At 69.9% G+C, this 24,483-nt stretch carries 27 protein-coding genes; 15 read left to right on the top strand and 12 right to left on the bottom strand.

Translation table 11 applies throughout. The features are described 5' to 3' along the window. From AOZ49_RS25100 to AOZ49_RS25120, 5 genes are all read left to right on the top strand, one after another. The coding region (locus AOZ49_RS25100) for a c-type cytochrome (protein WP_054478456.1) at nt 1-775 on the top strand (775 nt) is incomplete at its 5' end. 445 nt (nt 776-1,220) lie between these two features. Then, on the top strand, nt 1,221-1,589 hold the full coding sequence (locus tag AOZ49_RS25105; protein WP_054478409.1) for a hypothetical protein: 369 nt from the start codon (nt 1,221-1,223) through the stop codon (nt 1,587-1,589). A gap of 144 nt (nt 1,590-1,733) precedes the next feature. After that, nucleotides 1,734-2,447, top strand: a complete 714-nt coding sequence (locus AOZ49_RS25110; protein ID WP_054434970.1) for an MgtC/SapB family protein — start codon at nt 1,734-1,736, stop codon at nt 2,445-2,447. Between the two features lie 89 nt (nt 2,448-2,536). Continuing rightward, nucleotides 2,537-2,932 carry a DUF2946 family protein gene (locus AOZ49_RS25115; protein WP_054434968.1) on the top strand — a complete coding sequence of 132 codons (396 nt, stop codon included), beginning with the start codon at nt 2,537-2,539 and terminating at the stop codon, nt 2,930-2,932. A gap of 56 nt (nt 2,933-2,988) precedes the next feature. Continuing rightward, nucleotides 2,989-5,154: a TonB-dependent receptor gene (locus AOZ49_RS25120; protein ID WP_197286775.1), complete on the top strand. Its 2,166-nt coding sequence runs from the start codon at nt 2,989-2,991 to the stop codon at nt 5,152-5,154. 1 nt (nt 5,155) lies between these two features. On the opposite strand, the gene AOZ49_RS25125 is transcribed toward AOZ49_RS25120, so the two are convergent. The 3 genes from AOZ49_RS25125 to AOZ49_RS25135 form a co-directional block, all read right to left on the bottom strand. Then, nucleotides 5,156-6,256: a DUF748 domain-containing protein gene (locus AOZ49_RS25125; RefSeq protein WP_054478411.1), complete on the bottom strand. Its 1,101-nt coding sequence runs from the start codon at nt 6,254-6,256 to the stop codon at nt 5,156-5,158. A 255-nt stretch (nt 6,257-6,511) separates the two neighbouring features. Continuing rightward, the gene (locus AOZ49_RS25130) at nt 6,512-6,709 is read right to left on the bottom strand and encodes a hypothetical protein (RefSeq protein ID WP_054478413.1); all 198 of its coding nucleotides are present in this window, start codon (nt 6,707-6,709) and stop codon (nt 6,512-6,514) included. A gap of 139 nt (nt 6,710-6,848) precedes the next feature. Further along, nucleotides 6,849-7,754 (bottom strand): EAL domain-containing protein, encoded by a 906-nt coding sequence (locus AOZ49_RS25135; protein ID WP_054478415.1) that lies wholly within the window; start codon nt 7,752-7,754, stop codon nt 6,849-6,851. 367 nt (nt 7,755-8,121) lie between these two features. Between AOZ49_RS25135 and AOZ49_RS25140 the strand changes: the two genes are divergently transcribed. Then, nucleotides 8,122-10,233, top strand: coding sequence for an FUSC family protein (locus AOZ49_RS25140; protein WP_054434963.1), 2,112 nt, complete (start codon nt 8,122-8,124; stop codon nt 10,231-10,233). 125 nt (nt 10,234-10,358) lie between these two features. Next, nucleotides 10,359-11,195: a universal stress protein gene (locus tag AOZ49_RS25145; RefSeq protein ID WP_054434974.1), complete on the top strand. Its 837-nt coding sequence runs from the start codon at nt 10,359-10,361 to the stop codon at nt 11,193-11,195. 24 nt (nt 11,196-11,219) lie between these two features. On the opposite strand, the gene AOZ49_RS25150 is transcribed toward AOZ49_RS25145, so the two are convergent. Then, a complete protein-coding gene (locus tag AOZ49_RS25150; RefSeq protein WP_054478417.1) occupies nt 11,220-12,161 on the bottom strand; it encodes a 2-hydroxyacid dehydrogenase in 942 nt (313 codons plus the stop codon). Nucleotides 12,162-12,272: 111 nt separating this feature from the next. Here AOZ49_RS25150 and AOZ49_RS25155 point away from each other — a divergent pair, with 111 nt between their 5' ends. Then, nucleotides 12,273-13,451: a PepSY-associated TM helix domain-containing protein gene (locus AOZ49_RS25155; protein WP_054478419.1), complete on the top strand. Its 1,179-nt coding sequence runs from the start codon at nt 12,273-12,275 to the stop codon at nt 13,449-13,451. 31 nt (nt 13,452-13,482) lie between these two features. Here AOZ49_RS25155 and AOZ49_RS31965 read toward each other — a convergent pair whose 3' ends face one another. The 3 genes from AOZ49_RS31965 to AOZ49_RS25165 form a co-directional block, all read right to left on the bottom strand. Next, the gene (locus AOZ49_RS31965; protein ID WP_049073601.1) at nt 13,483-13,635 is read right to left on the bottom strand and encodes a DUF3309 family protein; all 153 of its coding nucleotides are present in this window, start codon (nt 13,633-13,635) and stop codon (nt 13,483-13,485) included. 48 nt (nt 13,636-13,683) lie between these two features. Continuing rightward, nucleotides 13,684-13,848 carry a hypothetical protein gene (locus AOZ49_RS33095; protein WP_180180300.1) on the bottom strand — a complete coding sequence of 55 codons (165 nt, stop codon included), beginning with the start codon at nt 13,846-13,848 and terminating at the stop codon, nt 13,684-13,686. A 77-nt stretch (nt 13,849-13,925) separates the two neighbouring features. Beyond that, nucleotides 13,926-14,474 (bottom strand): type 1 glutamine amidotransferase domain-containing protein, encoded by a 549-nt coding sequence (locus AOZ49_RS25165; protein WP_054478421.1) that lies wholly within the window; start codon nt 14,472-14,474, stop codon nt 13,926-13,928. 117 nt (nt 14,475-14,591) lie between these two features. Here AOZ49_RS25165 and AOZ49_RS25170 point away from each other — a divergent pair, with 117 nt between their 5' ends. From AOZ49_RS25170 to AOZ49_RS25180, 3 genes are all read left to right on the top strand, one after another. Beyond that, on the top strand, nt 14,592-15,623 hold the full coding sequence (locus AOZ49_RS25170) for a DNA topoisomerase IB (RefSeq protein WP_054434952.1): 1,032 nt from the start codon (nt 14,592-14,594) through the stop codon (nt 15,621-15,623). A gap of 230 nt (nt 15,624-15,853) precedes the next feature. Beyond that, nucleotides 15,854-16,195, top strand: coding sequence for an ElaB/YgaM/YqjD family protein (locus AOZ49_RS25175; RefSeq protein WP_054434950.1), 342 nt, complete (start codon nt 15,854-15,856; stop codon nt 16,193-16,195). Between the two features lie 119 nt (nt 16,196-16,314). Further along, on the top strand, nt 16,315-17,196 hold the full coding sequence (locus tag AOZ49_RS25180) for an SDR family oxidoreductase (protein ID WP_054478423.1): 882 nt from the start codon (nt 16,315-16,317) through the stop codon (nt 17,194-17,196). A 43-nt stretch (nt 17,197-17,239) separates the two neighbouring features. Here AOZ49_RS25180 and AOZ49_RS25185 read toward each other — a convergent pair whose 3' ends face one another. Both AOZ49_RS25185 and AOZ49_RS25190 read right to left on the bottom strand, forming a co-directional pair. After that, nucleotides 17,240-17,863, bottom strand: coding sequence for a DUF4142 domain-containing protein (locus AOZ49_RS25185; RefSeq protein ID WP_054478425.1), 624 nt, complete (start codon nt 17,861-17,863; stop codon nt 17,240-17,242). A gap of 51 nt (nt 17,864-17,914) precedes the next feature. After that, complete coding sequence (locus tag AOZ49_RS25190; RefSeq protein ID WP_054434944.1) at nt 17,915-18,499, bottom strand: hypothetical protein; 585 nt, start codon at nt 18,497-18,499, stop codon at nt 17,915-17,917. Between the two features lie 167 nt (nt 18,500-18,666). Between AOZ49_RS25190 and AOZ49_RS25195 the strand changes: the two genes are divergently transcribed. Beyond that, nucleotides 18,667-18,951 (top strand): DUF378 domain-containing protein, encoded by a 285-nt coding sequence (locus tag AOZ49_RS25195; RefSeq protein ID WP_054434942.1) that lies wholly within the window; start codon nt 18,667-18,669, stop codon nt 18,949-18,951. Nucleotides 18,952-18,960: 9 nt separating this feature from the next. On the opposite strand, the gene AOZ49_RS25200 is transcribed toward AOZ49_RS25195, so the two are convergent. Beyond that, a complete protein-coding gene (locus tag AOZ49_RS25200) occupies nt 18,961-19,179 on the bottom strand; it encodes a hypothetical protein (RefSeq protein ID WP_054434940.1) in 219 nt (72 codons plus the stop codon). A gap of 148 nt (nt 19,180-19,327) precedes the next feature. Here AOZ49_RS25200 and AOZ49_RS25205 point away from each other — a divergent pair, with 148 nt between their 5' ends. Continuing rightward, nucleotides 19,328-19,726 (top strand): hypothetical protein, encoded by a 399-nt coding sequence (locus AOZ49_RS25205; RefSeq protein WP_054434938.1) that lies wholly within the window; start codon nt 19,328-19,330, stop codon nt 19,724-19,726. A gap of 20 nt (nt 19,727-19,746) precedes the next feature. Here AOZ49_RS25205 and AOZ49_RS25210 read toward each other — a convergent pair whose 3' ends face one another. Then, nucleotides 19,747-21,114 carry a sigma-54-dependent transcriptional regulator gene (locus AOZ49_RS25210; protein WP_054434936.1) on the bottom strand — a complete coding sequence of 456 codons (1,368 nt, stop codon included), beginning with the start codon at nt 21,112-21,114 and terminating at the stop codon, nt 19,747-19,749. Nucleotides 21,115-21,288: 174 nt separating this feature from the next. Between AOZ49_RS25210 and AOZ49_RS25215 the strand changes: the two genes are divergently transcribed. Both AOZ49_RS25215 and AOZ49_RS25220 read left to right on the top strand, forming a co-directional pair. Further along, a complete protein-coding gene (locus AOZ49_RS25215; protein ID WP_156355746.1) occupies nt 21,289-22,236 on the top strand; it encodes a sigma-54 interaction domain-containing protein in 948 nt (315 codons plus the stop codon). Between the two features lie 220 nt (nt 22,237-22,456). Next, a complete protein-coding gene (locus tag AOZ49_RS25220) occupies nt 22,457-23,899 on the top strand; it encodes an RNA polymerase factor sigma-54 (protein ID WP_054478427.1) in 1,443 nt (480 codons plus the stop codon). Between the two features lie 148 nt (nt 23,900-24,047). On the opposite strand, the gene AOZ49_RS25225 is transcribed toward AOZ49_RS25220, so the two are convergent. Further along, nucleotides 24,048-24,401 carry a hypothetical protein gene (locus AOZ49_RS25225; RefSeq protein WP_054434931.1) on the bottom strand — a complete coding sequence of 118 codons (354 nt, stop codon included), beginning with the start codon at nt 24,399-24,401 and terminating at the stop codon, nt 24,048-24,050. Nucleotides 24,402-24,483 lie beyond the last annotated feature (82 nt).

Here is a 24,483-nt window from a genome sequence, read left to right on the forward strand (position 1 = left end):
CCAGCCCGCCGCGCCGGCCGCACCAGCCGCACCCGCGGCGCCAGCGGCGCCAGCAGCCCCCGCGGCATCGGGCGCACCGGCCACGGCGGCGCCGGCGCCCGCCGCCACGCCCGCCCCTTCGACCGCCATCCCGGCCGCGCCCGTGCCCGGACGCAGCGCGCTGGACTTCAGCGCATCGCGTCCGGCCTGGGAGGGCTACCTGCGCGGCGCCGACCCCGAACCGGGCAAGCAGCTCGCCGCCGCCGGCAAGCCGGCGGCCGGCGTTCAGGCCTGTGTCGCCTGCCACGGCCAGGCCGGCATCACCCCCACCGGCGGCATCTTCCCCAACCTGGCCGGCCTGACGCCCGAGTACATCGCCAAGCAGTTGGCGGACTTCCGCCAGGGCACGCGCAAGCAGCCGCTGATGAACACCATCGCGCAGGCCCTGAGCGAGCCGGAAATCGGCCAGTTGGCGGCCTATTACGGCAGCCTGGCGGGGCCGCCGCTACACGTGGGCGAGGCCGGCGGCGAGGCGGCGCGCAAGCTCGACCAGGCGGGCGACGGCAGCCGCGCCCTGCCCGCCTGCGCCAATTGCCACGGCCTGCGCGGTATGGGCGAAGGGCCGCTGCTGCCGCGGCTGGCGGGCCAGTCCAAGGAGTACTTCGCCGACCAGATCAACGCCTTTCGCAACGGCTCGCGGCAGAACGACGATGTCGGCGTGATGCGCGCCTTCGCGCAGCGGCTGACCGACAGCGAGGTCGAAGCGCTGGGCCAGTACTACGCCGGCGCGCGCTGACCGGTTCCCGGGCGGGGCGTGGAAACGCGGCCTGGCCGGGCCGCCGTTCCCCTTCCACCCGCCGGGCCTGGCTGCACGGCGCGGGTTCGGTCGCACGACGGCCTATCAATATTCATTAAGTCTGATTTTTTTACTTGGTGTTTTCCCTAATCCCTTCTTATAATTGCCGCACCATCAACCACCCCGAGATCATTGTGGACAACGACGGATGTAGTCGATACACGACTGCTTGCGCCGCTTGACGCAGGATCCGCAGAGTTTTCTGCCGAGTCCTGCGTAAAGCCAGGACACGGCTATTGGCCCGACAGCCCTCGCGCTGCCCCGGCCACCGCCCTCCCGATACCGACTTACCGACGCGATACGCGGGCTTTGTTGCGCCCGCGCCGCGTCCGGCGAGCGGCGCATGCATGTGGACCTTCCACCGTACTCCCGCCAGGAGACGACCATGCGCATCAAGAAATTCCTCCCCTTCCTGGATGGCGCCGCCGCCGTGCGCGGCGCCGACGCGGCCACGACCGCCCCGGCCGCCACCCCGACCTACCAGTTCACCATCGTCAGCCTCGCCGACACCCTGAACGCGCTGCGCAAGCAGCTGTACTACGAGCTGCAGGCCCTGAACCTGCGGGTCGTGAACGTGCGCATCTCGCGCCAGGAAGCCGACCAGCTCGCCAGCACCACGGTCACGCTGCAATGCCCGCCGCAGCTGCGCGGCCTGCTCAGCGCCATCGCCCTGCGCCTGGGCCAGAGCCCCGACGTGCGCCGCGTGCACTGGGAAAACGAAGGCGGCGCCCGCATCGCCGTGCTGCCGGCCTGAGCTACGGAAAGGAGACTGCCATGAAAGACCCGTACAAATGCCTCCTCGTCGCCAGGGTGGCGGCCCTGCTGCTGCTCTGGCTGCTGGCTTTCATCCTGACCGCCGCGTCCGTCTGGCAGATGCCCTGAACACGAGAACAACAACATGAAGAACTTCGAGAACATCCAGCTGCTGCCGCTGGCCAACACCCTCATCAGCTTGGCGGTGGCCTTCGTGCTCGGCTCCATCGTCGGCTTCGAGCGCCAGTACCGCCAGCGCACCGCCGGCCTGCGCACCAACGCCCTGGTGGCGGTGGGCGCCGCCATCTTCGTCGACATGGCCTTCCGCGTCGGCGGCCCCGATGGCGGCGCGCGCGTGATTTCCTATGTGGTGTCCGGCGTCGGCTTCCTGGGCGCCGGCGCCATCATGCGCGAAGGCGGCAGCATCCGCGGCCTGAACACCGCGGCCACGCTGTGGGGTTCGGCCGCCATCGGCGCCTGCGCCGGCGCCTCGCTGATCCTCGAGGCGATCGCGGCCACCGTGTTCGTGCTGGCCGCCAATACCTTGCTGCGGCCGCTGGTCTCCTACGTCAACCGCCAGCCGGTCGACGCGCAGACCACCGAAGTCACGACGGTGATCCACATCATCGCCCACGTCGATCAGCGCCAGGCGGCCATGACCGTGCTGGAAGACGTGCTCGAAGACGAGCAACTGCCCCTGTCCGAGCTGAAGATCGACCAGTTCGGTGAAAACGAGGTCGAGATCGAGGCGGCGCTGAGCGAAGCCTCGGTGGACGAACTGGACCTGGACCGCGTCACCGCGCGGATCGCCGCCGCGCCGGGCATCCGCACCGCCTTCTGGGCCGCGCGCACGGTGTAGCGGCCCGCGCGCTGCGGCGATGGGTCGCAGCCGCCGGCCTGCCGCGCCTGTCACGCCAGCGCCAAAACCCTCTAGAATGGGCGCCGATCATGCGCCGCCCGTTCCCGTCCCTCGCCCGCAACGCCGCCTGCCTCTGGCTGGTGCTGGCGCTGTTCGCGCTCAAGGCGCTGGTGCCGCCGGGTTTCATGCCGGCGACCGGACAGCGCGGCACGCTGATCCAGCTGTGCTCGGCCGCCGGCACCATCTGGGTGGCCGGTCCGTCCAAGCACAGCGACGCGCCCGACGAACGCCACGCGGCCCAGGCCGCCACCTGCCCCATGGGGGCGATGCTGGCGGCGGTGGCCCTGCCCTCGGCGGCCGTGCCGCTGCTCGCCGTCGGCGCGGTCATGACCCATCCGCTGGCGGCGCGCGCGCCGCCAGCGCCCCACGAAGGTTTCCCGCCCGGCCCGCCGCTGGGCGCCCGCGCCCCACCCCTGCCCCGGTAGCCCGCTGATCGTTCCGCCGCGCCTCGCGCGGCTTTCTTGGCTTACCGGGAATTCCCATGGTTTCTATTTCCGCCAGGACGCGCCGCGTCCTGCCTCGGCGCGTGGTCGTCTGGACCGCGCTCGCCTTCACGCCCGCGCTGCATGCGCAGGTTCCTTCCTCGCCGCCCGCCGCCAAGGCGTCCGGCGTCGCCACCCTGCCGGCGATCTCGGTCGCGGGCGACACGCCCCTGGCCACCCTGCTGGAACAGGCCAGCACCGGCACCCTGCTGGGCCTGCGGCCGTTCGACACGCCCGCCAGCATCGACGTCATCAGCAACGAACAGCTGCGCGCGCGCGGCGCGGTCAACGTCACCGACGCCATCACCCAGGCCGCCGGCATCAGCGCCATGCGCCATCCTGGCAATGGCGGCTCGTCGCTGTCGTCGCGCGGCTTCACCGATTCGAACTCGGTGGCCCAGCTGTTCGACGGCGTGCGCCAGTTCGGCGGCGTCGGCCAGACCTTCCTCTACGACCCGTGGGCGGTCGAGCGCATCGAGGTCCTGCGCGGCCCGGCCTCGGTGCTGTATGGCGAAGGCGCCATCGGCGGCGTGGTCAACGTGATCCCGAAAAAACCCACCCGCGGCCCGATCGAGAACGAGATCCAGACCACCGTCGGCACCCACGACACCCAGCGGCTGGGCTTTGGCAGCGGCGGCGCGCTGGACGACAAGTGGTCGTACCGGCTCGACATCAGCGGCAACCACAGCAACTCGGGCATCAGCCTGGGCGACGCGCGCGACCTGGCGGTGACCGCCGCGTTGCGCCTGGACGTGTCGCCCGAGCTGAACTTCACGCTGACCCAGGCCTACGCCTGGCAGGAGCCGACGCGCTACTTCGGCACGCCGCTGATCGACGGCAAGATCGACTACGACCTGCGGCGCCAGAACTACAACGTCGCCGACAGCAAGATCATCTACCGCGACAGCCGCACCGACCTGAAGGCGGAATGGTCGCCGAACCCGGCCACGCTGGTGCGCAGCCGCGTCTATTACATCGGCAGCGACCGCGACTACCGCGACGCCGAGAACTACACCTGGCAACCGGCCAGCGGCCTGATCCAGCGCAGCGCCTACACCGACATCCGCCACGACCAGCAACAGGTCGGCAACGTCACCGACGCGTCCTTCGACGGCCATCTGTTCGGCCTGGCCAACAAGGTGGCGGTGGGCTTCGAACTGAACCACGCCACGTTCAAGCACACCAACAATTCGCCGTATTCCGGCACCTCGCTGGTGGACCCGTACGACGTCGATCACGGCCGCTTCATCAACGTCGCCGGCACCACGCCGCGCTATCGCAACAGCGCCAACCAATACGCGCTGTTCGCCGAGAACCGCCTGATGCTGACCTCCCGCTGGTCGGTGCTGGCGGGCCTGCGCTACGACCACATCGACCTCAAACGACGCGACCTGGTCGCCGACCAGACCGCGTTCGACACCACCTTCAACAACGTCGGCTGGCGCATCGGCACCGTCTACGACCTGCTGCCGACGCTGTCCGTCTACGGCCAGTACGCTGAGGCCGCCGATCCGATCGGCAGCCTGCTGCTGCTGTCGCCGGCCAACAAGGACTTCAAGCTGTCCAAGGGCCGCCAGGTCGAGGTCGGCGTGAAGCAGACCTTCTGGGACGACAAGGGCCAATGGACGCTGGCGGCCTACCATATCCGCAAGGACAACCTGGTGACGCGCGATCCCAACGACCCGACGCTGCGCATCCAGGTCGGCGAGCAGTCGTCGCGCGGCCTGGAAGCCACGCTGGGCGTGGAACTGACGCCGGCCTGGCGCGTGGACCTGAACGCGGCCGTGCTGCGGGCGCGCTACGACGACTTCAGCGAATCGGCCAACGGCGTGGCGGTATCGCGCGCCGGCAACGTCCCCACCGACGTGCCGGAACGCGTGGCCAACGCCTGGGTCAGCTGGAAGTTCGCGCAGCAATGGACCGCCAGCGCCGGCCTGCGCTATGTCGGCCGCCGCTTCGCGGATGCCGCCAACCGGCTGGAAATGGCGGGCTACACCACCACCAACCTGGCGCTGCAATGGGAGCCGCGGCGCGACCTGACACTGGCGCTGCGAGCCTTCAACGTGTTCGACCGCCAGTATGCCGAGACCGCCTACTACAACCAGACGCAATGGCTGCTGGGCGAAGGCCGGCGGGTCGAGCTGAGCGCCAACTACCGTTTCTGACTCACTGGGTGAACAGATCGGAGATCGCGTCGCCCAGGTCTTTCACCGCGCCGGCCACGCCGCCGGCCGCGCCCTCGTCCCCCACGCCGATGGCGCGGCCGAAGCCGCGCGCGATCTGGGCCGCGAAACCGCGCGAGGCCGAGAACTTCGGATTGTCGAGGCTGCCGGCCAGCTTGAACTCCATGCGCAGCGTGCCCTTGCGGTCTTCCAGCGCGGCCAGCACCGCCTTGCGCGGCAAGGAGAACAGCGAGCCGTCGCCGCTGAACTTCAGGTCATGCAGCGCCACCACGCCCGACGCGTTCAATTGCCGCTTGGCGATGGCGGTGCGCATGTCCAGGTCCATCGCGCCGCCGGCCAGCGATCCGGCGCCGTTCTCCGCGAGGTACGGCGCGGCATAGCGGATATCCATGTTGCGCACCGCGACCGTCATGTCGGCGTCGCTGCCGCCCACTTCCAGCGAGCCGCGCGCCTGCACCGTGGCCGCGCCGCTGCGGTTGTCGCGCACCGAGCCCTTGAATTCCATCTGGCTCTGCTGGCCGTCGGCCGGCAGCACCAGCGGATGCAGGCGCGCCGACACGTTCTCGAACGGAATGCGGTGCGGCGGCCTGGTGATGGCCGAGTCGATGAAGTCGAGGCGGCCGCCGTCCAGGATGATGTCGTCGGCCCGGACCGGCCCCCTGGCTCGCGCCTGGCCGCCGTCGCCGTCGGCCTCGCGCAAGGCCGCCTGCAGGGCCGGGGAAATCTGCATGTCGCCGTCGGGCGCGCGCAGCACGGCGAAATCGAACCCCTCGATGGTGATCTTGTGGAACACGGGCTGGCGCCGCAGCAGCGAGCCCCAGTCGGGTTCGGCCACTACGCGCCGCGCGCTGGCCGGCGCGACGCCCTCGGCGCCCGTGATCTTCACGTCCGTCAGCACCACTGCGTCGAACCCCAGCCGCACCTCCCCCACCTGGGCCCGCGGCCCCAGCAGGCCGGCGATGTGGCGCTCGATGACGCGCATGCCGATCCAGGCCACGGCCCCCAACAGCAGCACCGCGAGCACCAGCGCGATCAGGAGCTTGCGTGCGAACGAACGGCGCGGCATGGCGGAGGCGTTACCCATGGATGGTCCTGTTGGCGATGCGCGAAACGCGGCCGCGTTCCGGCGGGCCTCATGGCGGCCCTGCCTGGCACCTTAGCGACCCGCGCGCCATGGCGCAAGGCATATGGCGGCACCAGTGCATCGCGATCAGGGCCGAAACCGGCGCGACGCGACGACGCCCGCGCCGGGTTTCCCCGCGCGGGCGTCGTCGCCACTCACCCTGTGCCGGCCGGCGCGGCGGCCGGATCGCGGGCTTGCTACGGGCCCGTCAACGCATCAGCGCTGCGTCTGCGACCGCTGGCCGGACTGGCCCGGCTGCTGCGCCGGATTGCGGTCCTTGTCCATCTGCTGGCCGCCCTGGCCGGGTTGTTGCTGGCCCGGTTGGCTGCGGTCCTTCGGATTTTCCTGCGACTGCTGCTTTTGCGGCTGCTGTTGCTGGCCGGGTTGCTGGCCGGGCTGATTCGGGTTTGCCATGACAAATCTCCTAGTAGGCGGAACCATTCCGCCAGGGGTGTCATAGCAACTGCCGTGCCCGCCCGGGCGCGGCGCGCGCGCCGCCCCGGCGCACGATGCGGCACCGGTAATTTCAGGACCCGGGAAGTAAAAAGCGCGGCTATTGCGTGGTGACGTGCGCCGGCAGGCCGTTCTCGGCGTCTTGCGGATCGAAGGCATCGAGCCAGGCGGAGGCGTAACTGGCGGGCGCCGCCAGCGGTTCGCCGCGGTCGCGCTGGACGCGCAGCCGCATCATCAGGTCATCCAGCGGCATCGGCCGGCCCAGCGCGTAGCCCTGGCCATAGCGGCAGCCGGCGGCGCGCAGCGCCGGCACGTCGGCCACGTTCTCGACCCCCTCGGCCACCACCCGCCAGCCCATCCGGGTGGCCAGCTCGGCGGCGGTGCGCAGCACCTCGAAGGCGACCGCGCTGCGGCGCATGCGGGTCACGAAATACTGGTCGATCTTGACCTCGGACAAGGGAATGGCCGACAGCAGCTTCAACGAGGCGTGGCCGGTGCCGAAATCGTCCAGGCTGACCTCGCAGCCGGCCTGCTCCAGCCGTTCCAGCGTGGCGCGCAAGGCTTCCAGCTCCTTGATGGGCTGGTCTTCCGTGAGTTCGACGCGCAGCAGCGACGCCGGCAGTTCGGCCACGTGGATACGATCCAGCAGGAATTCGACCGCGCGTTCGTCGGACAGGGTCGAGGCCGGCGCGTTGATGGCGATGGGAATCGCCATGCCGGTGCGGCGCATGCTCTGCAACATGTCGATTACGCGCTGCGCCACGCGCTCGAACAGGATCCGGTCCAGCCCGAGCCGGTTGACGGCGGGAATGAATTCAGCGGGCATGACGACGCCCAGCTGGGGATGCTGCCAGCGCGCCAGCGCCTCGGCCGACACGATGCGGCCGGTCAACAGGTCGACTTGCGGCTGCAGCAGCACCCGCAATCCTTCTTTGCCGGTAATCATGGCGGCGACTTCGTCGTCGCTCACCACCGAGCTTGTGGAAGCCTCGTGAGTTGGCGTCATGTTCGCTCCTTAAGTCCCCGGAGTACGGCCTGCGCTGTCCGGGCGCAGAGCGGGGCACATTGGACATGAGTATTCACAGTCGGCCTGCAGGAATATCTTGCTACCTTGCTTCTTACTGCCTTGTGTACTACCCAGCGTATTCGATCGCCAATGTTTTTTTATGCGATTTTGCGCATTTACTCCAGAGTATTTTGCACCGCTGCGGCACCAAAGTCACACATGTGTAACCAGTGGTATTCAGGCCATTCAGATTCATGAAAACCGCAATATTTGGACGCTCCGATGAATCACTGCTCTTTGTCCTTGTCGACATGGTAGCGTTGCGACTTTTCCGCCGCTCCGGCCTCATTTTCCACCCGGTTTTCGCGTGACTACCCTGCTCTCCCGCTGGCGCGTTTCCCTGCGCCACGTCCTCTGGCTGGACGCCCTGCAAGCCGCGGCCATCAGCGCCGCGCCCGTCATCCTGGCCGTGCTGGCGCACGAGCCGCGCCTGGGCTGGACCGCCATCGCCGCCTTCTGGGCCTGCTTCGGCGACCCGGGCGGTCCGCTGCGCCAACGCGCCGCGTCGATGCTGGCGCTGGGCCTGATCGGCGCGCTGTTCTGCTTCCTGGCCAGCGCCAGCGCGCACACGCTGTGGCTGCTGCTGCCGCTGACCTTCGTCTGCTGCACCTTCGGCGGCCTGCTGCGCGTGCTGGGCCCGGCGGCGGCCATCGTCGGCACGCTGCTGTCGGCCGGCTTCGTGGTGGCGGCCGAGCTGCCGGCGCCGACGCTCGCGGCCAGCCTGTCGTACACCCTGTTCTTCGTCGCCGGGGCGCTCTGGGCCATCCTGATGACCGCGCTGGTGTGGCGCCGCCGTCCCTGGAAGGACGCGACCCACGCGGTGGCGCATTGCTATCGCGGCCTGGCCGATTTCGCCGATGCGCTGGCGCGCATGTATTCGGGCCTGGCGCCCGCCGCCGGCCCGCAGGCCTGGAGCGCGGTCACCCGTCCCCAGCGCAGCGGCATGCGCGCGGCGCTCGAGGCGGCCCGCGTGCGCATCCGCGAGGTGCAGGACGCGCGGCCCTCGCGCCAGGCCCGCGCGCAGCAATTGTTCTATTTGCTCGATAGCGCCGAAGACAGCTTCATCGCCCTGGTGGCCGCGGCCGATCTGCTGGAATCGAACGCCCCGCGCTGGCTCGGCCGCTCGGCCGGCGCCAACCTGTCACACGCCTTTCATCGCTACGCCAGCGTCGCCAACGCCATCGCCAGCACCTCGGACGTCAGCGACGCCAGGCAGGCCGACTGCCTGCGCGAGCGGCTGGCGCATTTCGGCGCCGGCCTGCACGAACTGCGCGGCGCCGCCATGGCCTACGCGCCCGACCTGGCGACCATGGTGCCGGTGCTGGACCGCCTGCAGCAGACCGCCCAGGCGATCATGCAGGCGCTGTTCGACCAGGATGGCGCGCCCGCCGCGCCGGCCCTGGCCGCGCGCGCCGATTCGCCGGCGCGGCAGGCCTGGCGCAGCCTGCGGCAGAACCTGCGGTTCGAGTCGGATGCCTTTCGCCACGCCCTGCGCGTGGGCATCGGCGCCACCATCGCGGTGGCGCTGTCCAAGACCTTCGCCGTCAACCATGGCTACTGGATGTCGTTGACGCTGGTGTTCATCCTGCAGCCCTATTTCGCCACCACCTGGCAGCGCACCGTCGAGCGCGTGATCGGCAGCGTGGCCGGCGCCGTCGGCGCCTCGCTGCTGGGCCTGCTGCTGAGCACGCCGCTGTCGGTGGCGCTGGCGGTGCTGCCGATCGCGCTGGGCACGTTCGCGGCCCGCACCATCCACTATGCGCTGTTCACCTTTTTCCTGACCTCGCAGTTCGTGCTGGTCAGCCATATCCAGCAGCCGGACATCTACGAGCCGATGCTGGCGGCCCTGCGCGCCTTCAACAGCGTGCTGGGCGGCGTGCTGGCCCTGCTGGTGGGCTTCCTGGTGTGGCCGGAAAAGGAACCGCGCCAGCTGGCCGGCGCGCTCACCCGCGCGCTGGAACGCCATGCCGACTATGCGCGGGCCCTGACGGCCGACAAGAGCGGCGCGGCCGCCTCCGCCGACATCGTCGGCCTGCGCCGCCAGGCCTGCCTGGCCGCCGACAACGCCGAGGCGGCATTGCAGCGGCTGCAGCAGAACCCCGTGCACCGCGACCGCAAGGTGGACACCGCGGTCAACCTGCTGAACGCGATGCGCCGCGTCACCGCCGCCGGCACCGTGCTTGAGATCCAGCCGGCGCTGGCGCCGGACAGCGCGGCCGCGCCGGCCCTGCGCGACTACGGACTGGCGCTGGCGCACGCCCTGCATCCGCAGGAACCGGCCCCGGTGGTCGAACTGCGCCAACTGGCGGTGCCGGCCGCCGTCAACGCCGCCGCGCCGGCATTGGCCGGTCCGCTCGACCGCATCGCCCAGCAGGCGCGGCAGGTGCGGCAATTGCGCGACCGCGTGCAACAGACCTGACACGCCCGCTGCCCGCGGCCGCTTGCGGCAACCCCGCCAAACTGCGGGGCGCTTGACGCGCATCAAGGGCGGAATGCCCGGAACGCGCAACGATGGAGGCCTACCGCGCTCAAAAGGAGGCCGCCATGTATCGCCGCATTTCCGTCCACCTGGACCACGGATTCGATTGCCCCCGCCGCACCCGCGTGGCGCTGGCCCTGGCCAGGCGCCACCAGGCCGAACTGGTCGGCATCTATGCCAGTTCGGCCCCGCCGCAGTACTACTACGGCGAGTCCGTGATGATGTCGAAAACGCTCAACGTGATGCGCGACCTGCAGGCGCAGAACCGCGGCGCGGTGCAGAACGCCTTCCTGGAAACCGTGGCCGCGGCCGACGTGCCGGCCGCGGTGCGCGCCGGCGCCAGCTCGCCCAGCGCCAGCATGGCGCGGCTGGGCCGCACCAGCGACCTGCTGGTGGTCAGCCAGCAGAACCGCGAGGACGTCGAGGCCGTGCACGAGAATGAATTCGTCGAACAGACCCTGCTGAGCGCCGGCCGGCCGGTGCTGGTGGTGCCGTCCAGCGGCGATTTCCCGGTGGTCGGCGAACGCGTGCTGTACTGCTGGGACGGCAGCCGCGAAGCCGCCCGCGCGCTGGCGGACGCCGCGCCGCTGCTGCGCCTGGCCTCGCACCTGGTGGTGCTGACCATGGACGAAGGCGCCGCCACCCGCGACGACGAGGCCGTGCCGTTCGAGGACCTGGCCACCTATTGCATCGCCCAGGGCATGCCGGCGCCGGACCACGTGCGCCGCGACATCAAGGGCGTCGGCGTGGGCAGCACCATCCTGAACGCGGCGGCCGACTACAGCGCCGACCTGATCGTGATGGGCGCCTACGGCCACAGCAAGTTCCGCGAATGGGCGATGGGCGGCGCCACGGCGTCGATCCTCAGGAGCATGACCGTGCCGATCATGTTCTCGCACTGACCTCCGCTTGACGCCGGCGGCGCCTCAGCCCTGCGGCACCGGCGTCAGCACCGGCTTGCCGGCGAAGTGCGCGGTGGCGTTCTCCAGGAACAGCGCCACCGTCGCCGACACCGCTTCCGGCGAACGCCCCGCGCTGTGCGGGGTCAGCACCACGTTGTCCAGCTTCAGCAGCGCCGGCGGCACCACCGGTTCGCCTTCGACCACGTCCAGCCCGGCGCCGGCGATGCGGCGTTCGGCCAGCGCCGCGATCAGCGCCTCGGTATCGACCACGCTGCCGCGCGCGATGTTCACCAGATAGCCTTGCGGCCCGAGCGCGTCGAGCACGGCGGCGTTCACCAGGTGCCGCGTATCGGCGCCGCCCGGCGTGGCCACCACCAGGAAGTCGCTGGCCTCGGCCAGCGCGCGCGGGCTGTCGTAATAGGCGTAGCCGGTCTCGGGACGCGGCCGCCGGTTGTAGTAGCCGACCGTCATGCCGAAGCCATTGGCGCCGCGCCTGGCGATCTCCAGGCCGATGGTGCCCAGTCCCACGATGCCCAGGCGCTTGCCCGATACCTGCGGCCCCATGAAGCCATTCCAATGCCCCTGGCGCACCCAGGCGTCGGCCTGCGGCAGGTGACGGGCGGCGCCCAGCAGCAGCGCCATGGCGTGATCGGCCACCGAGGTGGCGTTGGCGCCGGGGCCGTGCGTCACCTGCAGGCCGCGCGCGCGGGCGGCGGCCACATCGATGTTCTCGAACCCGACGCCCAGCGAACAGATCAGCTCGAGCTTGGGCAGCGCGGCCATTTCCTCGGCGTAAAAACCGGTGGCGCCGCGGGTCAGCACCACGCGGATCTCGTCAGCGTGGTCGCGGATGGCCTGGGCCCGCTTCTCGGGCGTGGTGGCAAGAATGCAGCGAAAGCCGCGGTCTTCGATGACCGGCAGGAAATCGTGCGCGCTTTCAATCAAAATCAACAGGGGGATCTTCATGTCGCTACGGGTCGGAGGCGGTGAGACTGGAATGGCGCCAAAAAAGCGCCGCCAGATATTACGCCTCGGTACAATTGCGCGCCACCCGCCGCTGCCGTCATTGAACGCCACATGAAAGCCAAGCTTCGCAAGCCCCTGCGCTCCGCCCTGTCATTCCTGCACCGCTGGACGGGATTGATCCTCGGCAGCGTGCTGGTGCTGGCGGGCCTGAGCGGCAGCCTGCTGGCCTTCGACCACGAGCTTGACGGCTGGCTGAACGCTGCCATGCTGCGCAACACGGCGGGCGTCTGCGCCGCGCCGTTGCCGCCCTCGGTTGCCGCCCGCGCGGTCGAGCAAGCCTGGCCCGGCGCCGCGATCGCCGCCATCACCCTGCCCCAGGCGCCGGCCGACAGCTACCGGGTGCAATTCAAGCATGCCTCGACCGCCGCCAATGAGGCCGGCGTGGACGCCTGCTCCGGCCAGCTGCTGGCCAGCCGCGACCGCGACGCCGTCACGCTGGACCGCGCCCACCTGATGCCGCTGCTGTTGCGCTGGCACATGACCCTGCTGCAAGGCAAGACCGGCCGCGAAGTGCTGGGCTGGCTCGCCGTCGTCTGGGTGGCGCTGCTGCTGGCCGGCCTCTACCTGGCCTGGCCGCGGCCGGGACACTGGCGCCGCTCGGTCACGGTGACGCGCGGCGTCGGCGCCTTCCGCACCAGCTACGAGCTGCATCGCGCCGCGGGGCTGGTCGCGGCGCTGTTCCTGCTGGTGGTGGCCGGCAGCGGCTTCTTCATGGGATTGCCGCAACTGGGCCGCCAACTGGTCGCCAGCGTGGCGACGGTGCCGCCCGAGACGCGCGCCGCCCCGCAGGCGCCGCTGGCCGCGGGCGAAGCGGAGATCGGTTGGGATGGCGCCGCCGCCAGGGCGCGCGCGCTGGCGCCGCCGGACGCCACGCTGGTCATGCTGCGGCGCGACCCCGCGCGCGGCGTCTACCAGGCGCGGGTGCGCCGCGCCGACGACTGGCAGCCGGTCGGCACCTTGCGCATGTTCATCGCGATGCGCGGCGGCGATCTGCTGTCGCGCGCCGATCCGATATCGGGCACGGCCGCCCAGCGTTTCCTGGCGGTGATGTTCCCGCTGCATTCCGGCAGCCTCTATGGCCTGCCGACCCGCGTCCTGACCGCCTTCCTGGGCCTGCTGCCCCTGCTGTTCTTCGTCACCGGGCTGGTCATCTGGATCAGCCGCCGCCGGCTGCAGCACCGCGGCCGGCAGGCCGCGCAGGCGCGCGCGCGGGCGGCGCGGCGCGCCTGAACGGGCCGGGCCCGGATCGGGCGCCGAGGCGCTACAAGCGGCCTGTCAGCAACAATACGATCAGCACGATCAGCACAATGCCGAGCAGGCCGCTGGGGTAATAGCCCCAACCGCGGCTGTACGGCCAGGCGGGCACCGCACCGACGAGCAAAAGGATCAGGATGATCAACAGGATGGTGGACATGATGACTCCGGGAGTTGTTCTTGGTGGCTGGGGCGAGCGTCGCGGCGCTCAGTGAAGGGTCGTCCGCTTGCCGCGCGGCGACGGCGGCTCGAGCGGCGGCAGGTCCACTTCCGGCTCGTCGGTATCCGGGTCCACCGGCAGGTCGCCGGGCGGCGAACCGGGCGGAATGGGGTCCGGCTTGGGCGGGACATGCAAATACAGAAGGTCTGACATGGCGTTCTCCTTGAAGACGCAACCTGCTGCGCGGCCGGACCATTCCAGGCCGCGCTCCTGCTCGCGCCACGCCGGCATCAATGGCGCGCCAGCGCGAAAACGCGCAACAACTGCCGGTTGAACGCGGGGATGTCGTCCGGCTTGCGGCTGCTGATCCAGCGGCCGTCCACCACCACTTCCTCGTCCACCCACCGCGCGCCGGCATTGCGCAGGTCATCGGCCAGCGATGGCCAACTGGTCAGTTTGCGATCCTTGACCAGTCCCGCCGATATCAGCAGCCAGGCACCGTGGCAGATCACCGCCAGCGGCTTGCCGGCCTCGTGCATGGCCTGCACGAATGCGCGCGCCTGCGAATGCAGCCGGATCTCGTCGGCATTGATCACGCCGCCAGGCAGCAGCACCGCGTCAAACGACGCCGGATTCGCCTCGGCGAAGGTCAGGTCCGCCTCGACCCTATCGCCCTTGTCGTTGTGGCGCATGCCCTGCACCGGCCCGCGCCGCGCCGAAACGACCACCGTGCGCGCGCCCTGCTGCTGCAGCGCGTCGCGCGGATCGGTTAGCCCCACTTGTTCGAAGCCATCTGTCACCAGAATGGCCACGTTGAAGTCCTGTAATGAATGCGTCATGCAATGCTCCCTGGTTGCAGCACGCCATGCAGCAAGTGGCGTGCCCGGGGACCGCCGCCCGCCGCGCGCGGCGGGCACGCCACTTGCTCGGCGCAGCGGCGACGCGCAGGAGAGGACATGGCAAACCGCAGCCGGGCGCCGGCGGCCCGCCCCGCCAACGACGAACTCGTGTACATGGATGACACCGGCCCCGGCTACCGTCGGGTGCGGGTCAATGGCACGACCTTCCACTACCTCGACACCGTCGACAGACGCATCACCGACGCAACCGAATTGGCCCGCATCCGCGCGCTGGCGATCCCGCCGGCCTATGAGGACGTGTGGATCTGCCCGCATGCCCAAGGCCATCTGCAGGCCACCGGGCGCGATGCCCGTGGCCGCAAGCAATACCGCTACCACGCCGCCTGGGCGCAGTTGCGCGATGCCGACAAGTATCAGAGCCTGAGTTCGTTCGGCGCGCAACTGCCGCGCATCCGGCGCCAGGTGGCGCGCGACTTGCAGGCGTCCGGCCTGCCGCGCGCCAAAGTGATCGCGGTGGTGGTGCGTCTGCTGGAAGACACGCTGATCCGCATCGGCGCGCGCGAATACGCCCGCGCCAACCGCTCCTATGGGCTGACTACGCTGACGCGGCGCCACACGCGTGTCAGCGGCGACCGCCTGCGCCTGCGTTTTCGCGGCAAGAGCGGCGTGGCGCACGACGTCACCGTCAAGGACCGCCGCATCGCGCGCATCATCAAACGCTGCCTGGATATTCCCGGACAGCAGCTGTTTCAGTATCTGGATGAGGCCGGCGAGGCCCATGCGATCGACTCGGAGGCGGTCAACGCCTATCTGCGCGAAGCCGGGGCCGCCGATTTCACCGCCAAGCACTATCGCACCTGGGCTGGGTCGGTGCTGGCCTACGCGGCCTTGCAGGCGCGCCCCCGCCAAGACGAACGGCAGGCCCGGCAGGAAGTGGTGGAGGTCATCCGGCAGGTCTCACAGCGGCTGGCGAATACGCCTGCGGTATGCCGCGCCTGCTACGTGCATCCCGCGATCATCGAGTCCTATCTGGCCGGGCGCCTGCCGCCACGGACGGCCGCGCCGACGGGGGCCCGCGGGCTCAACGCCGACGAACGCCGGCTGCTGGCCTTTCTGGGCGATGCCTGAACGCGGCCGGTCAGGCCGGCCGGGTCGGCACGCCGTCCCGCCCCTGCCCAAATTGCAAGCGGATGTGGCAACGCGCGCAGGGATGCAAGTTCGTGGGTAAAACGAACATTCACAACGAGATGCAATGCAAGACCCCGGCAGGCGCTGATCCGTGCCACCTTCCTTGTATGCGCCGCGCCCGCAGCGGACCGCGGCCATGCCTTCGCCAACGCTAACAGCAGGAGCTATTCATGGCCAACAACCACACTCCCGTCCCCTCGGACTTCCCCGAGAACGGCCCCGACGACCGCGCCGCCCGCCGTCGCAGGCGCCATCCGGAAAGCTGGATCGACGAGCTGGAAGCCACCTTGAGCGACGCCACCAGCACTGACCTGGAAGCGCTCAAGGCACGCCTTGCCGAGCAATTGCGCGACACCCGCCACAGCCTGCGCGATGCCTCCGACAGCGCCCAGGACATGGTGCGCGAGACCATTGATTGCACCGAGGAATACATCCACGCCCGCCCCTGGCAGGCCATCGGCCTGGTGGCCGGCGCGGCATTCCTGTTCGGCGTGATCGTCGGCCGGCAATAACGCCGCCCAGGGCCCGGCGGCGGCGGGTGCGGCCGGGCCGGGCCGCGCCCGCGGGAACACCATTTGCTCGATCCTCCCGATGACGCCACGGCGTCCCACCATCATTCAGGGAGATCCGCATGTCCACACCCAGCAATACCGGCAGCCGGCCTCATCCCGTCCCCCCCATGCCCGGGCAGCACCTGTCCAAGCCCGGCAGGGAAGGCGAAATGGCCTTGGCCCCGCAATACCTGGCGCCCGACTACCAGGGCAGCGGCAAACTGGCCGGCATGGCCACCATCGTCACCGGCGGCGATTCCGGCATCGGCCGCGCGGTGAGCGTGCTGTTCGCGCGCGAAGGCGCCGACATCGCCATCATCTATCTGAACGAACACGACGACGCGCGCGAAACCCGGCGCGCGGTCGAGGCCGAAGGCCGCCGCTGCCTGCTGATCGCCGGCGACGTGCGCGAATCGGCTTTCTGCAACCAGGCCGTGGCGCAGGCGGCGCAGGCCTTCGGCCGGCTCGACGTGCTGGTCAACAACGCCGCGTTCCAGGACCATGACGACGGGCTGGAGGCCATCAGCGACGAGAAATGGGACAAGACCCTGCGCACCAACATCCATGGTTATTTCTACATGGCCCGCGCCGCGCTGCCGCATTTGCGGGCGGGCGCCAGCATCATCAACACGGGTTCCGTCACCGGCCTGCGCGGCAGCGCCGGGCTGCTCGATTATTCCGCCAGCAAGGGCGCCATCCATGCATTCACCCGTTCGCTGGCGGCCAATCTGGCCGACAAGGGCATTCGCGTCAATGCGGTGGCGCCCGGCCCGGTCTGGACCCCGCTGAATCCCGCGGACCGCGACGCCGAGCAGATCAAGTCCTTCGGCAAGGACACGGACCTGGGCCGGCCGGCCCAGCCCGAAGAGATCTCTCCTGCCTACGTGTTCCTGGCCGCGCCGTGCTGCGCCAGCTACATCACCGGGATCGTGCTGCCGATCACCGGCAGCGCGGGCGACTGAGCGCCGCGGCGCCCGCCCTGCCCGGCGCCGCCGCATTGGCGCGTTACTGCGGCGCCACCGAGGCCGGCGCGGTGCGCTCGGCCGGCGACACCGGCGCGGGTTCGCCGCGGCCGGCGGGCGGCCCGCCCTGCCCGGCGTCCGTCGCCGGATCTCGTTTGAGCGCGCGCGCCAACGTCAGGAAGTCGGCCGGCACCGATTGGTTGCGGACGGCGAACTCTCGCACCTGCGCGTCGCCCCCTTGCCGGCCAGCCGCAGTGCGGTACAGCCGCTCCGCCTTCTCGTGCGCCTGCAGCGCCACCTGATCGACATAAAGCGCGTCGAACGCCGCGCCGCGCTTGTCGGCCAACGCCTGCAGCGCGCGCTGGTCGGACGGTTCGGCCTTGGTCGGCAGTGTCAGCTGCTTGTCGCGGGCCAGTTGCCGCAGGTCGGCATCCAAGGCTTGATAACGCGTCTGCATCTTGTCCGCGAAGGCGCGCACCTCGGTGCTGGAGGCGCGCTCGCCGGCCAACCGGGCCGCCTGCATCTGCAACGCGCCGGCCGCCGCGGCCGCCTGCAGGAAATGGCTGTCGGCCGGCGTCAACGGCGCGGCGCGGGCCGCCAGCGGCGCGGCCAGCAGAACGAACAGACATGCCGCCAACGCGGCTTGCAGCAGGATTCTCGGTTTCATTTCCGTCTCCTTGCCACGCCCGGAGCCTGTCGCCCGGCCCGGCGCGGCGGCTCATTGCGTGACGGTGGGCGCTTCGACGTGGCGCGGCGGCTCGAGCGGGTCGAAGTCTTCCCACTTGCCCTCCAGCCAGCGCCCGTGGGCGCGTTCGATGTCATGGCCGCCTGCCTCGCGCAGAACGCGCCGCGCCGCCTGCTCGCGCTCCGGCGCCACCGGCAACGCCAGCATGACCCCGGCCTGCCGCACCGTGGGATGCCCCTGCGGCGTCGTCACGGCGGTGCGGCGCCGGCTTTTGCCGGTCACCCACAACGCGCCGCCCAAGGCCCCGAGATAGGCGCCGGCGCCGGCCGCCGCCACCACCACCAGCGTCGCCGCGCCCGACCAGACCGCGGCCAGGCCGCCCGCCAGGGCGAACAGCAGGCCCAGCGCCGAAGCGCCCGCCAGCGCGCCCAGGTGAGCGCCGCGCGCATCCGGGTCCGCGGCCCTGTCGCCGCCCAGCGGATAGCGCGCATGCTCGCCGGCGGTGTTGATGTAGAAGGTATGGAAGTCGTCTTCGGGGAATCCTTCGAGGCGCAGGCGCCGCGCGGCCTCGCTGGCTTCGTCGAACGTCTGGAAGCGTGCGGCAACGATCAGGGACATGGCAATCTCCTATCAGCTTGGCCCGCCATCGGCCATACCTGCGGGCAGCAACTGCCATGCCCGCCCGCGCGCGCGGCACGCCATTTGCTGAGCACGCCGCCTGACGCCGCGACGCGCGGCAACATCGCCGGCGGCGCATGCCACGGCCACCGGCACGAGAGGGACGCATGCACAGCTATGGCGACGATGACGAGCTTGCCTTGGCCGCGGACGGCGACGTCACGCTGCGGCAGACGGACGGCGCGACCGGCCTGCGGCCGATGGATTGGGTGGCGCTGGTCGTCCTGGTGGCCGGCGGCCTGAACAGCGGGCTGATCGCGGCGGTCAATCTCGATGCCTTCGCGCGCCTGCTGCCGTGGCCGATGGCCGGCCGCGTCGCCTATGGCCTGGTGGGGCTGGCCGCGCTGCACTGCGTGGTGCTGCTGTTCCGGCTGGCCGCCGAGGAGCGCTGACCCCGCGCCTCAGCGCTGCGCGCCGGGCTTGCGGGTGCCGGGATACTGCCCGCCTTCCTCGTATTCCGGTCCGTTGGGATGCGGACGCTTGTCGGCGCCGCGCTCGGGCTTCGGCGCCGCCTCGCGGCCGGGTTCGTCGGCGCCGAACTGGCCGCTGCGATGCGCCGCGTCGGTATCGCTTTGCGCGGTGTTGGCCTTGCCGGTCTTGCCGTTGTCGGGCTTGCTCATATCGGTCTCCTGAAGCGCGGCGCCGGGAGGCCGGCGCCCTCGCCCCGGGCTGACGCAACCCGCGTGCCCGAGCCGCGACGGGCACGCCACTTGCTCGGAGGACGGCTGGCGGCCATCCCCCGGCCACCGCCACTCCAAGGAGTCATCCATGAATCTGTCCAAGATCCGCCTGTCCCTGACGCTTGTCCCCGCCGCCGCTCTGTGCCTGTCCGCGTTGGCCGCGCCTGTTTTCGCGCAGACCGCGGCGGGCGCTTCGACGCCAGTGCGCAGTAACGAACAGATCGACAACCAATACAAAATGGACAAAAAGCAATGCGACGGGATGAAGGGCAACCAGAAGGACGTCTGCCAACAACAGGCCGAAGCCACCCGCGACAAGGCCCGCGCAGATGCCAAGGCCGGCAAGGAAAAGGCCGAAGCCAACCATGACGCCGCCAAGACGCGCAACGATGCCGACTACAAGGTGGGCAAGGAGAAATGCGACGCGCTGTCCGGCAACGCCAAGGACACCTGCATGGCGGACCTGAAAACGCGCTACGGCAAGTGACGCCGCGCCGGCGCGGCGCGTCACTCGCTGCCTGGCGATCCCTCTCCGGGCAGCGCATAGCCCGCCGCGGCATACTCCTCGAGCCGGTTGTAGAGCGTCTTGGGGCTGATGCCCAGCACGGCCGCGGCCTGCTTCTTGACACCCTTGCAGCGTTCCAGCGTGGCCAGGATCAGGCGGCGGTCGGCCTCGGCCAAGGTCTCGCCGACCGGCACGCTGACCTGCCCGCCCGCCAGGTCGCCGCTGGGCGACACCTGGGGTGCGAGCAGATCGGTATCCAGTTCGTCGCCCTCGGCCATGATGAAGGCCCGACGCACGAAATTCTTCAACTCGCGCACGTTGCCGGGCCATTCGTATTGTGACAAGGCGGCCGCCGCGCGCGTCGAAAACACCTTGGCGCGGCCGGTCTCTTCGTTCTGCGCCAGCAGGAAACGTTCGGCCAGGAAAAGGATGTCCTCGCCGCGTTCGCGCAGCGGCGGCAGTTCCAGCGGGAACACGTTCAGCCGGTAGTACAGGTCTTCGCGCAGCTTGCCTTCCTGCACTGCCTGCTCCGGATTGCGGTTGGTGGCGGCGACGATGCGGATGTCGCAGCCGATCTCGCGATTGGTGCCGACCCGCATGAACTGGCCGGTCTCGAGCACCCGCAGCAATTTCACCTGCAGGTCGAGCGGCATTTCGGTGACCTCGTCCAGGAACAGCGTGCCGCCATCGGCGCGCTCGAAATAGCCTTTGTGCTGGCGGTCCGCGCCGGTGAAGCTGCCGCGCTCGTGACCGAACATCTCGCTTTCTATCAGGTGGGGCGAAATCGCGCCGCAGTTGACCGCGATGAAGGGCCGCTGGCGGCGCGAACTCAATTCGTGGATGGCATGGGCGGCCAACTCCTTGCCGGTGCCGCTTTCACCGACCAGCAGCACCGTGACGCCGGTGGGCGCGACCCGGCCGATCTGGCGGTACAGTTCGCGCATCACGGCCGAACTGCCATACATCTTGCCGAAGCGCCCCGGCGCTTCGAACGGCACGCCCGGCAATTCGCCGCCGGCATTGAGCATGATGCGCGCCAGGATGCCATTCAGGCGATCCATGCAGATCGGCTTGACCAGGTAATCGGTGGCGCCCAGGCGCAGGGCCTGGACCGCGTTGTCCACGGTGCCATGGCCCGTCATCACCACCACTTCGGCGCTGGCCGCCGCGACGTTCTTGAAAATGTCCATGCCACTGCCCTCGGGCAGCCTCACATCGGTCAGCACCAGATCGGGCGCCTGCCGCTCGAGCTGGATCAGCGCGTCTTTCACGCTGGCAGCCAGCGCCACCGTGAACCCGCTGTCACGGCCCAATTCGGCCAGGGTTTCACGGATGGCATCGTCATCGTCGACGATCAGCAGATGGGGCATTGCGTCTCCTGGAGCCACGACGCGGGCAACGGCGCCCGCTGCCTGTGCGACCACTGTCGAGCATAGCCAAGCCGGCCCGGTTTGGCGCAAATATTCGATGTGATCCACCAACATTTTCGATTACTTGCAACTGGTCGCATCCAGGCAGGCGTCCGACCTCTACCATGGCCGCATATGAATGTCACCGGCTTGTCCCCCATCATGCAGAAGCTGGCCACCCAGGTGCGCCTGGCGGCCGAAACCGACGCCAGCGTCTTCATCGTGGGAGAAAGCGGCGCAGGCAAGGAAGTGGTGGCGCGCGCCATCCACGAGGCCAGCGCTCGCCGTGGACAGCCCTTTGTGGCGGTCAATTGCGGCGCCATCAGCGGCTCGCTCGCGCACGCCGAATTATTTGGTCACGAAAAGGGCAGTTTCACCGGCGCGGTGGCTCAGAACGCGGGGTACTTCGAATCGGCCAGCGGCGGCACGCTGTTCCTGGACGAGGTCACCGAAATGCCGCCCGACATGCAGGTGCATTTCCTGCGGGTGCTGGAGACCGGCACCTACCAGCAGGTCGGCGGTACCGATCTGCTGCGGGCCAGCGCGCGCATCCTGTGCGCCAGCAACCGCGACCCGGCCGCCTCGGTGGCCGACGGCCGATTGCGGCAGGACTTTCTCCACCGCCTGCTGGTGATTCCGCTGCGCGTGCCGCCGCTGCGCGAGCGCGACGGCGATGCGGCGATCCTGGCGCGGCAGTTCCTGGACCAACTGAACCGGCAGCACGGCACCCGCAAGACCTTCTCGACGCGCATGCTGCAGGCCATCGGCCGCCACGACTGGCCCGGCAATGTGCGCGAGCTGCGTAATGCGGTGCAACGCGCCTACATTCTCGGCGACGATGAACTGGACACCGAATTGCCGCGCCCGCGCGCCGCGCCGCACGCCGAATTCAAGGATGGCAGCCTGAACTTCCCGGTGGGCACGGCGCTCGGCAATGCGCAGCGCGACTTCATCCTGGCCACCCTGGCCCATCACGGCGGCGACAAGCGGCTGGCGGCGGAGACCCTCGGCGTCAGCCTGAAGACGCTCTACAACCGTCTGGACGTCTACGAGAAGGACCCCGGCGCCCCCTCGCGGCCCTGAAACCCGCCTCGCTGCCGGGCGCGCAAGCCCCCTTGCCCGAGCGCCCCCCCCGGCGCCGGCCGCGCGCAATATTTACCGTCTGCTTGTAATCCCGTCAGGCAGGCGCCCGCCGTGGCGCCGGTCCCGCCGCCACGCGCAGGGGTTGGCATGGTTCTTGCATGAATCCAAGAATGTGCCGCCGTTCCGGCGGCCGCTGCAGGAGAGCCCCTTGGGACACCCGATGCAAGAATTGCGGCTGCGCCAGCAGATGACCCTGGCCCCCCGGCTGCAGCAGTCGGTCAAACTGCTCCAGATGTCGGCGCTGGAATTCACCACAGCGGTCGAGCTGGCGCTGGCCACCAACCCCTTTCTCGAGGAAGCGGAAGAGCAAGCGCCGGACCCGGCCCCCGCCGGCCGTGACGCCGCGCAGGCCTCGCCGTCCGCCCCCGGCGTCACCGAGGAGCCTGTCCCCGGCCAGGGCGAAGATGCGCCGCCCGAGTCGCCGGCAACGGCGTCCGAGTACTCCGGCGACTATCCCGCATCCCACCGCGGCGATGGCGAAGACCACGATTTGAGCCAATGGGCCAGCGCGCCGGTATCCATGCGAGAAAAGCTGTCGCGCGATCTGGGCAACTACCGGCTTGGGCCGCGCGACCGGCTATTGGCCGAATTCATCATCGACGCGCTCGACGAGGACGGCTATCTGCGCACCCCGCTGGCCGGCCTTTGCGGCGCGCTCAGCCCCGACTTCACCCCGCCGCCCGAGGAAAGCGAATGGCTGGCGGCGCTGCGCCTGGTGCAGCAACTGGATGCGCCGGGCCTGGGCGCGCGCGACCTGCAGGGATGCCTGACGCTGCAGTTGGAGGCCGCCCCCGGCCTGGAGGCATCGCTGCGGGCGCTGGCGCTGCGCATCGTGCGCGAGCAGATCGACCGGCTGGCCAAGAACGATGCCGCCGGCCTGCGGCGCGCGCTGAACTGCTCCGAAGACGCCCTGCGCGATGCCTGCGCGCTGATCCGCGCGCTCGACCCCAAACCCGGCCGCCGCTACGACGACCAGGCGCCGGCGTACGTGGTGCCTGACGTGTTCGTCGACAAGTGGCGTTCGCGCTGGCGCGTCTTGCCCAATCGCGGCGCCATGCCGCAGGCCCGCCTGCATCACGTCTATGCCGAACTGTTCCGGCGCGCGCGGCTCGACGACCGCAGCCCCATGGCGCAGGAATTGCAGGAAGCGCGCTGGCTGGTGCGCAATGTCGAACAGCGCTACACCACCATCCAGCGCGTGGCCGAGGCGATCGTCAAGCGCCAGCAGACCTTTTTCGAATACGGCGAGGTCGCGCTGCGCCCCTTGATGCTCAAGGAAGTGGCCGACGACCTGGACATGCACGAATCGACCGTGTCGCGCGCGACCGTCGGCAAATACATGGTCACGCCGCGCGGCGTATTCGAGTTCCGCCATTTCTTCTCGCGCGAGTTGCCCACGGATTCCGGCGGCACCTGTTCGGCCGCCGCGGTGCGCGCGCTGATCAAGGAACTGATCGAGGCCGAGGATCCGGCCATGCCGCTGTCCGATGTTGCGCTGGCCCAGCAGTTGGCCACCAACGGCATCGTGCTCGCGCGGCGCACCGTGTCCAAGTATCGCGGCCAGTTGCGCCTGCCCCCCGCCGAGTTGCGGCGCGCGCATTGACATAGCCATTTTTCCCCAGCGCCACGAAAAACCGCGCATGGGGCGTGGCGATACGCCTCATGCGCGATGTGCCGCGCCGTCCGGGACGATGGCTTGCCGTCGCGAACGTGCGCCGCGCGCGCCAGGCGCGCGCGGCGCCAGGTCCACGTTACTTGCTGCCGCCCGTGTTCGGGTAGCCCGGAGGCGGCGCGGCGCCGCCGGCAGGCGTGCGCGGCACGTTGTCATTGGCCTCGCGGGAACGGTTGGGCATCTCGCCGCTGCGCTTGGTCGAGGACGACGAGCCATGCTTGTCGACGTTCGGCGGCATGCTCTGGGTATTGGGCGCCGCGTTCGGCGCGGGCGCCATCTGGCCCGGAGGCACCGGCCGGTTGGGCGGCACCGCGGTGCCTTCGTTCGGCGTGGAGGAAGGCGTAGTGGGACTGGCCGACTGGGCCAGGACGGCGCCGGAGGCGCCCAGGCTGGCAGCCACTACGATGGCATAGGTCAACGCACGGATTTTCATGGGGTTCACTCCTTTGTTCCAGTTGTTCCTGCTCTACAGCAACCCCCATGCCCGCACCGCTTGCCCGGCGGCCCCCCTCCCC

Source organism: Achromobacter sp. 2789STDY5608615, assembly GCF_001298995.1.
GTDB classification, from domain to species: Bacteria; Pseudomonadota; Gammaproteobacteria; order Burkholderiales; family Burkholderiaceae_B; genus Achromobacter; species Achromobacter insuavis.

Bases quoted from the DNA above. Each gene is read 5' to 3' on its own strand.
- AOZ49_RS25105 (WP_054478409.1), top strand. From the start codon at position 1,221: ATGCGCATCAAGAAATTCCTCCCCTTCCTGGATGGCGCCGCCGCCGTG.
- AOZ49_RS25215 (WP_156355746.1), top strand. From the start codon at position 21,289: ATGAATGTCACCGGCTTGTCCCCCATCATGCAGAAGCTGGCCACCCAG.
- AOZ49_RS25190 (WP_054434944.1), bottom strand. From the start codon at position 18,499: ATGTCCCTGATCGTTGCCGCACGCTTCCAGACGTTCGACGAAGCCAGC.
- AOZ49_RS25175 (WP_054434950.1), top strand. From the start codon at position 15,854: ATGGCCAACAACCACACTCCCGTCCCCTCGGACTTCCCCGAGAACGGC.
- AOZ49_RS25225 (WP_054434931.1), bottom strand. From the start codon at position 24,401: ATGAAAATCCGTGCGTTGACCTATGCCATCGTAGTGGCTGCCAGCCTG.
- AOZ49_RS25195 (WP_054434942.1), top strand. From the start codon at position 18,667: ATGCACAGCTATGGCGACGATGACGAGCTTGCCTTGGCCGCGGACGGC.
- AOZ49_RS25150 (WP_054478417.1), bottom strand. From the start codon at position 12,161: ATGAAGATCCCCCTGTTGATTTTGATTGAAAGCGCGCACGATTTCCTG.
- AOZ49_RS25130 (WP_054478413.1), bottom strand. From the start codon at position 6,709: ATGGCAAACCCGAATCAGCCCGGCCAGCAACCCGGCCAGCAACAGCAG.
- AOZ49_RS25170 (WP_054434952.1), top strand. From the start codon at position 14,592: ATGGCAAACCGCAGCCGGGCGCCGGCGGCCCGCCCCGCCAACGACGAA.
- AOZ49_RS25185 (WP_054478425.1), bottom strand. From the start codon at position 17,863: ATGAAACCGAGAATCCTGCTGCAAGCCGCGTTGGCGGCATGTCTGTTC.
- AOZ49_RS25210 (WP_054434936.1), bottom strand. From the start codon at position 21,114: ATGCCCCATCTGCTGATCGTCGACGATGACGATGCCATCCGTGAAACC.
- AOZ49_RS31965 (WP_049073601.1), bottom strand. From the start codon at position 13,635: ATGTCCACCATCCTGTTGATCATCCTGATCCTTTTGCTCGTCGGTGCG.
- AOZ49_RS25120 (WP_197286775.1), top strand. From the start codon at position 2,989: ATGGTTTCTATTTCCGCCAGGACGCGCCGCGTCCTGCCTCGGCGCGTG.
- AOZ49_RS25135 (WP_054478415.1), bottom strand. From the start codon at position 7,754: ATGACGCCAACTCACGAGGCTTCCACAAGCTCGGTGGTGAGCGACGAC.
- AOZ49_RS25165 (WP_054478421.1), bottom strand. From the start codon at position 14,474: ATGACGCATTCATTACAGGACTTCAACGTGGCCATTCTGGTGACAGAT.
- AOZ49_RS25155 (WP_054478419.1), top strand. From the start codon at position 12,273: ATGAAAGCCAAGCTTCGCAAGCCCCTGCGCTCCGCCCTGTCATTCCTG.
- AOZ49_RS25125 (WP_054478411.1), bottom strand. From the start codon at position 6,256: ATGGGTAACGCCTCCGCCATGCCGCGCCGTTCGTTCGCACGCAAGCTC.
- AOZ49_RS25110 (WP_054434970.1), top strand. From the start codon at position 1,734: ATGAAGAACTTCGAGAACATCCAGCTGCTGCCGCTGGCCAACACCCTC.
- AOZ49_RS25180 (WP_054478423.1), top strand. From the start codon at position 16,315: ATGTCCACACCCAGCAATACCGGCAGCCGGCCTCATCCCGTCCCCCCC.
- AOZ49_RS25205 (WP_054434938.1), top strand. From the start codon at position 19,328: ATGAATCTGTCCAAGATCCGCCTGTCCCTGACGCTTGTCCCCGCCGCC.
- AOZ49_RS33095 (WP_180180300.1), bottom strand. From the start codon at position 13,848: ATGTCAGACCTTCTGTATTTGCATGTCCCGCCCAAGCCGGACCCCATT.
- AOZ49_RS25200 (WP_054434940.1), bottom strand. From the start codon at position 19,179: ATGAGCAAGCCCGACAACGGCAAGACCGGCAAGGCCAACACCGCGCAA.
- AOZ49_RS25115 (WP_054434968.1), top strand. From the start codon at position 2,537: ATGCGCCGCCCGTTCCCGTCCCTCGCCCGCAACGCCGCCTGCCTCTGG.
- AOZ49_RS25220 (WP_054478427.1), top strand. From the start codon at position 22,457: ATGCAAGAATTGCGGCTGCGCCAGCAGATGACCCTGGCCCCCCGGCTG.
- AOZ49_RS25145 (WP_054434974.1), top strand. From the start codon at position 10,359: ATGTATCGCCGCATTTCCGTCCACCTGGACCACGGATTCGATTGCCCC.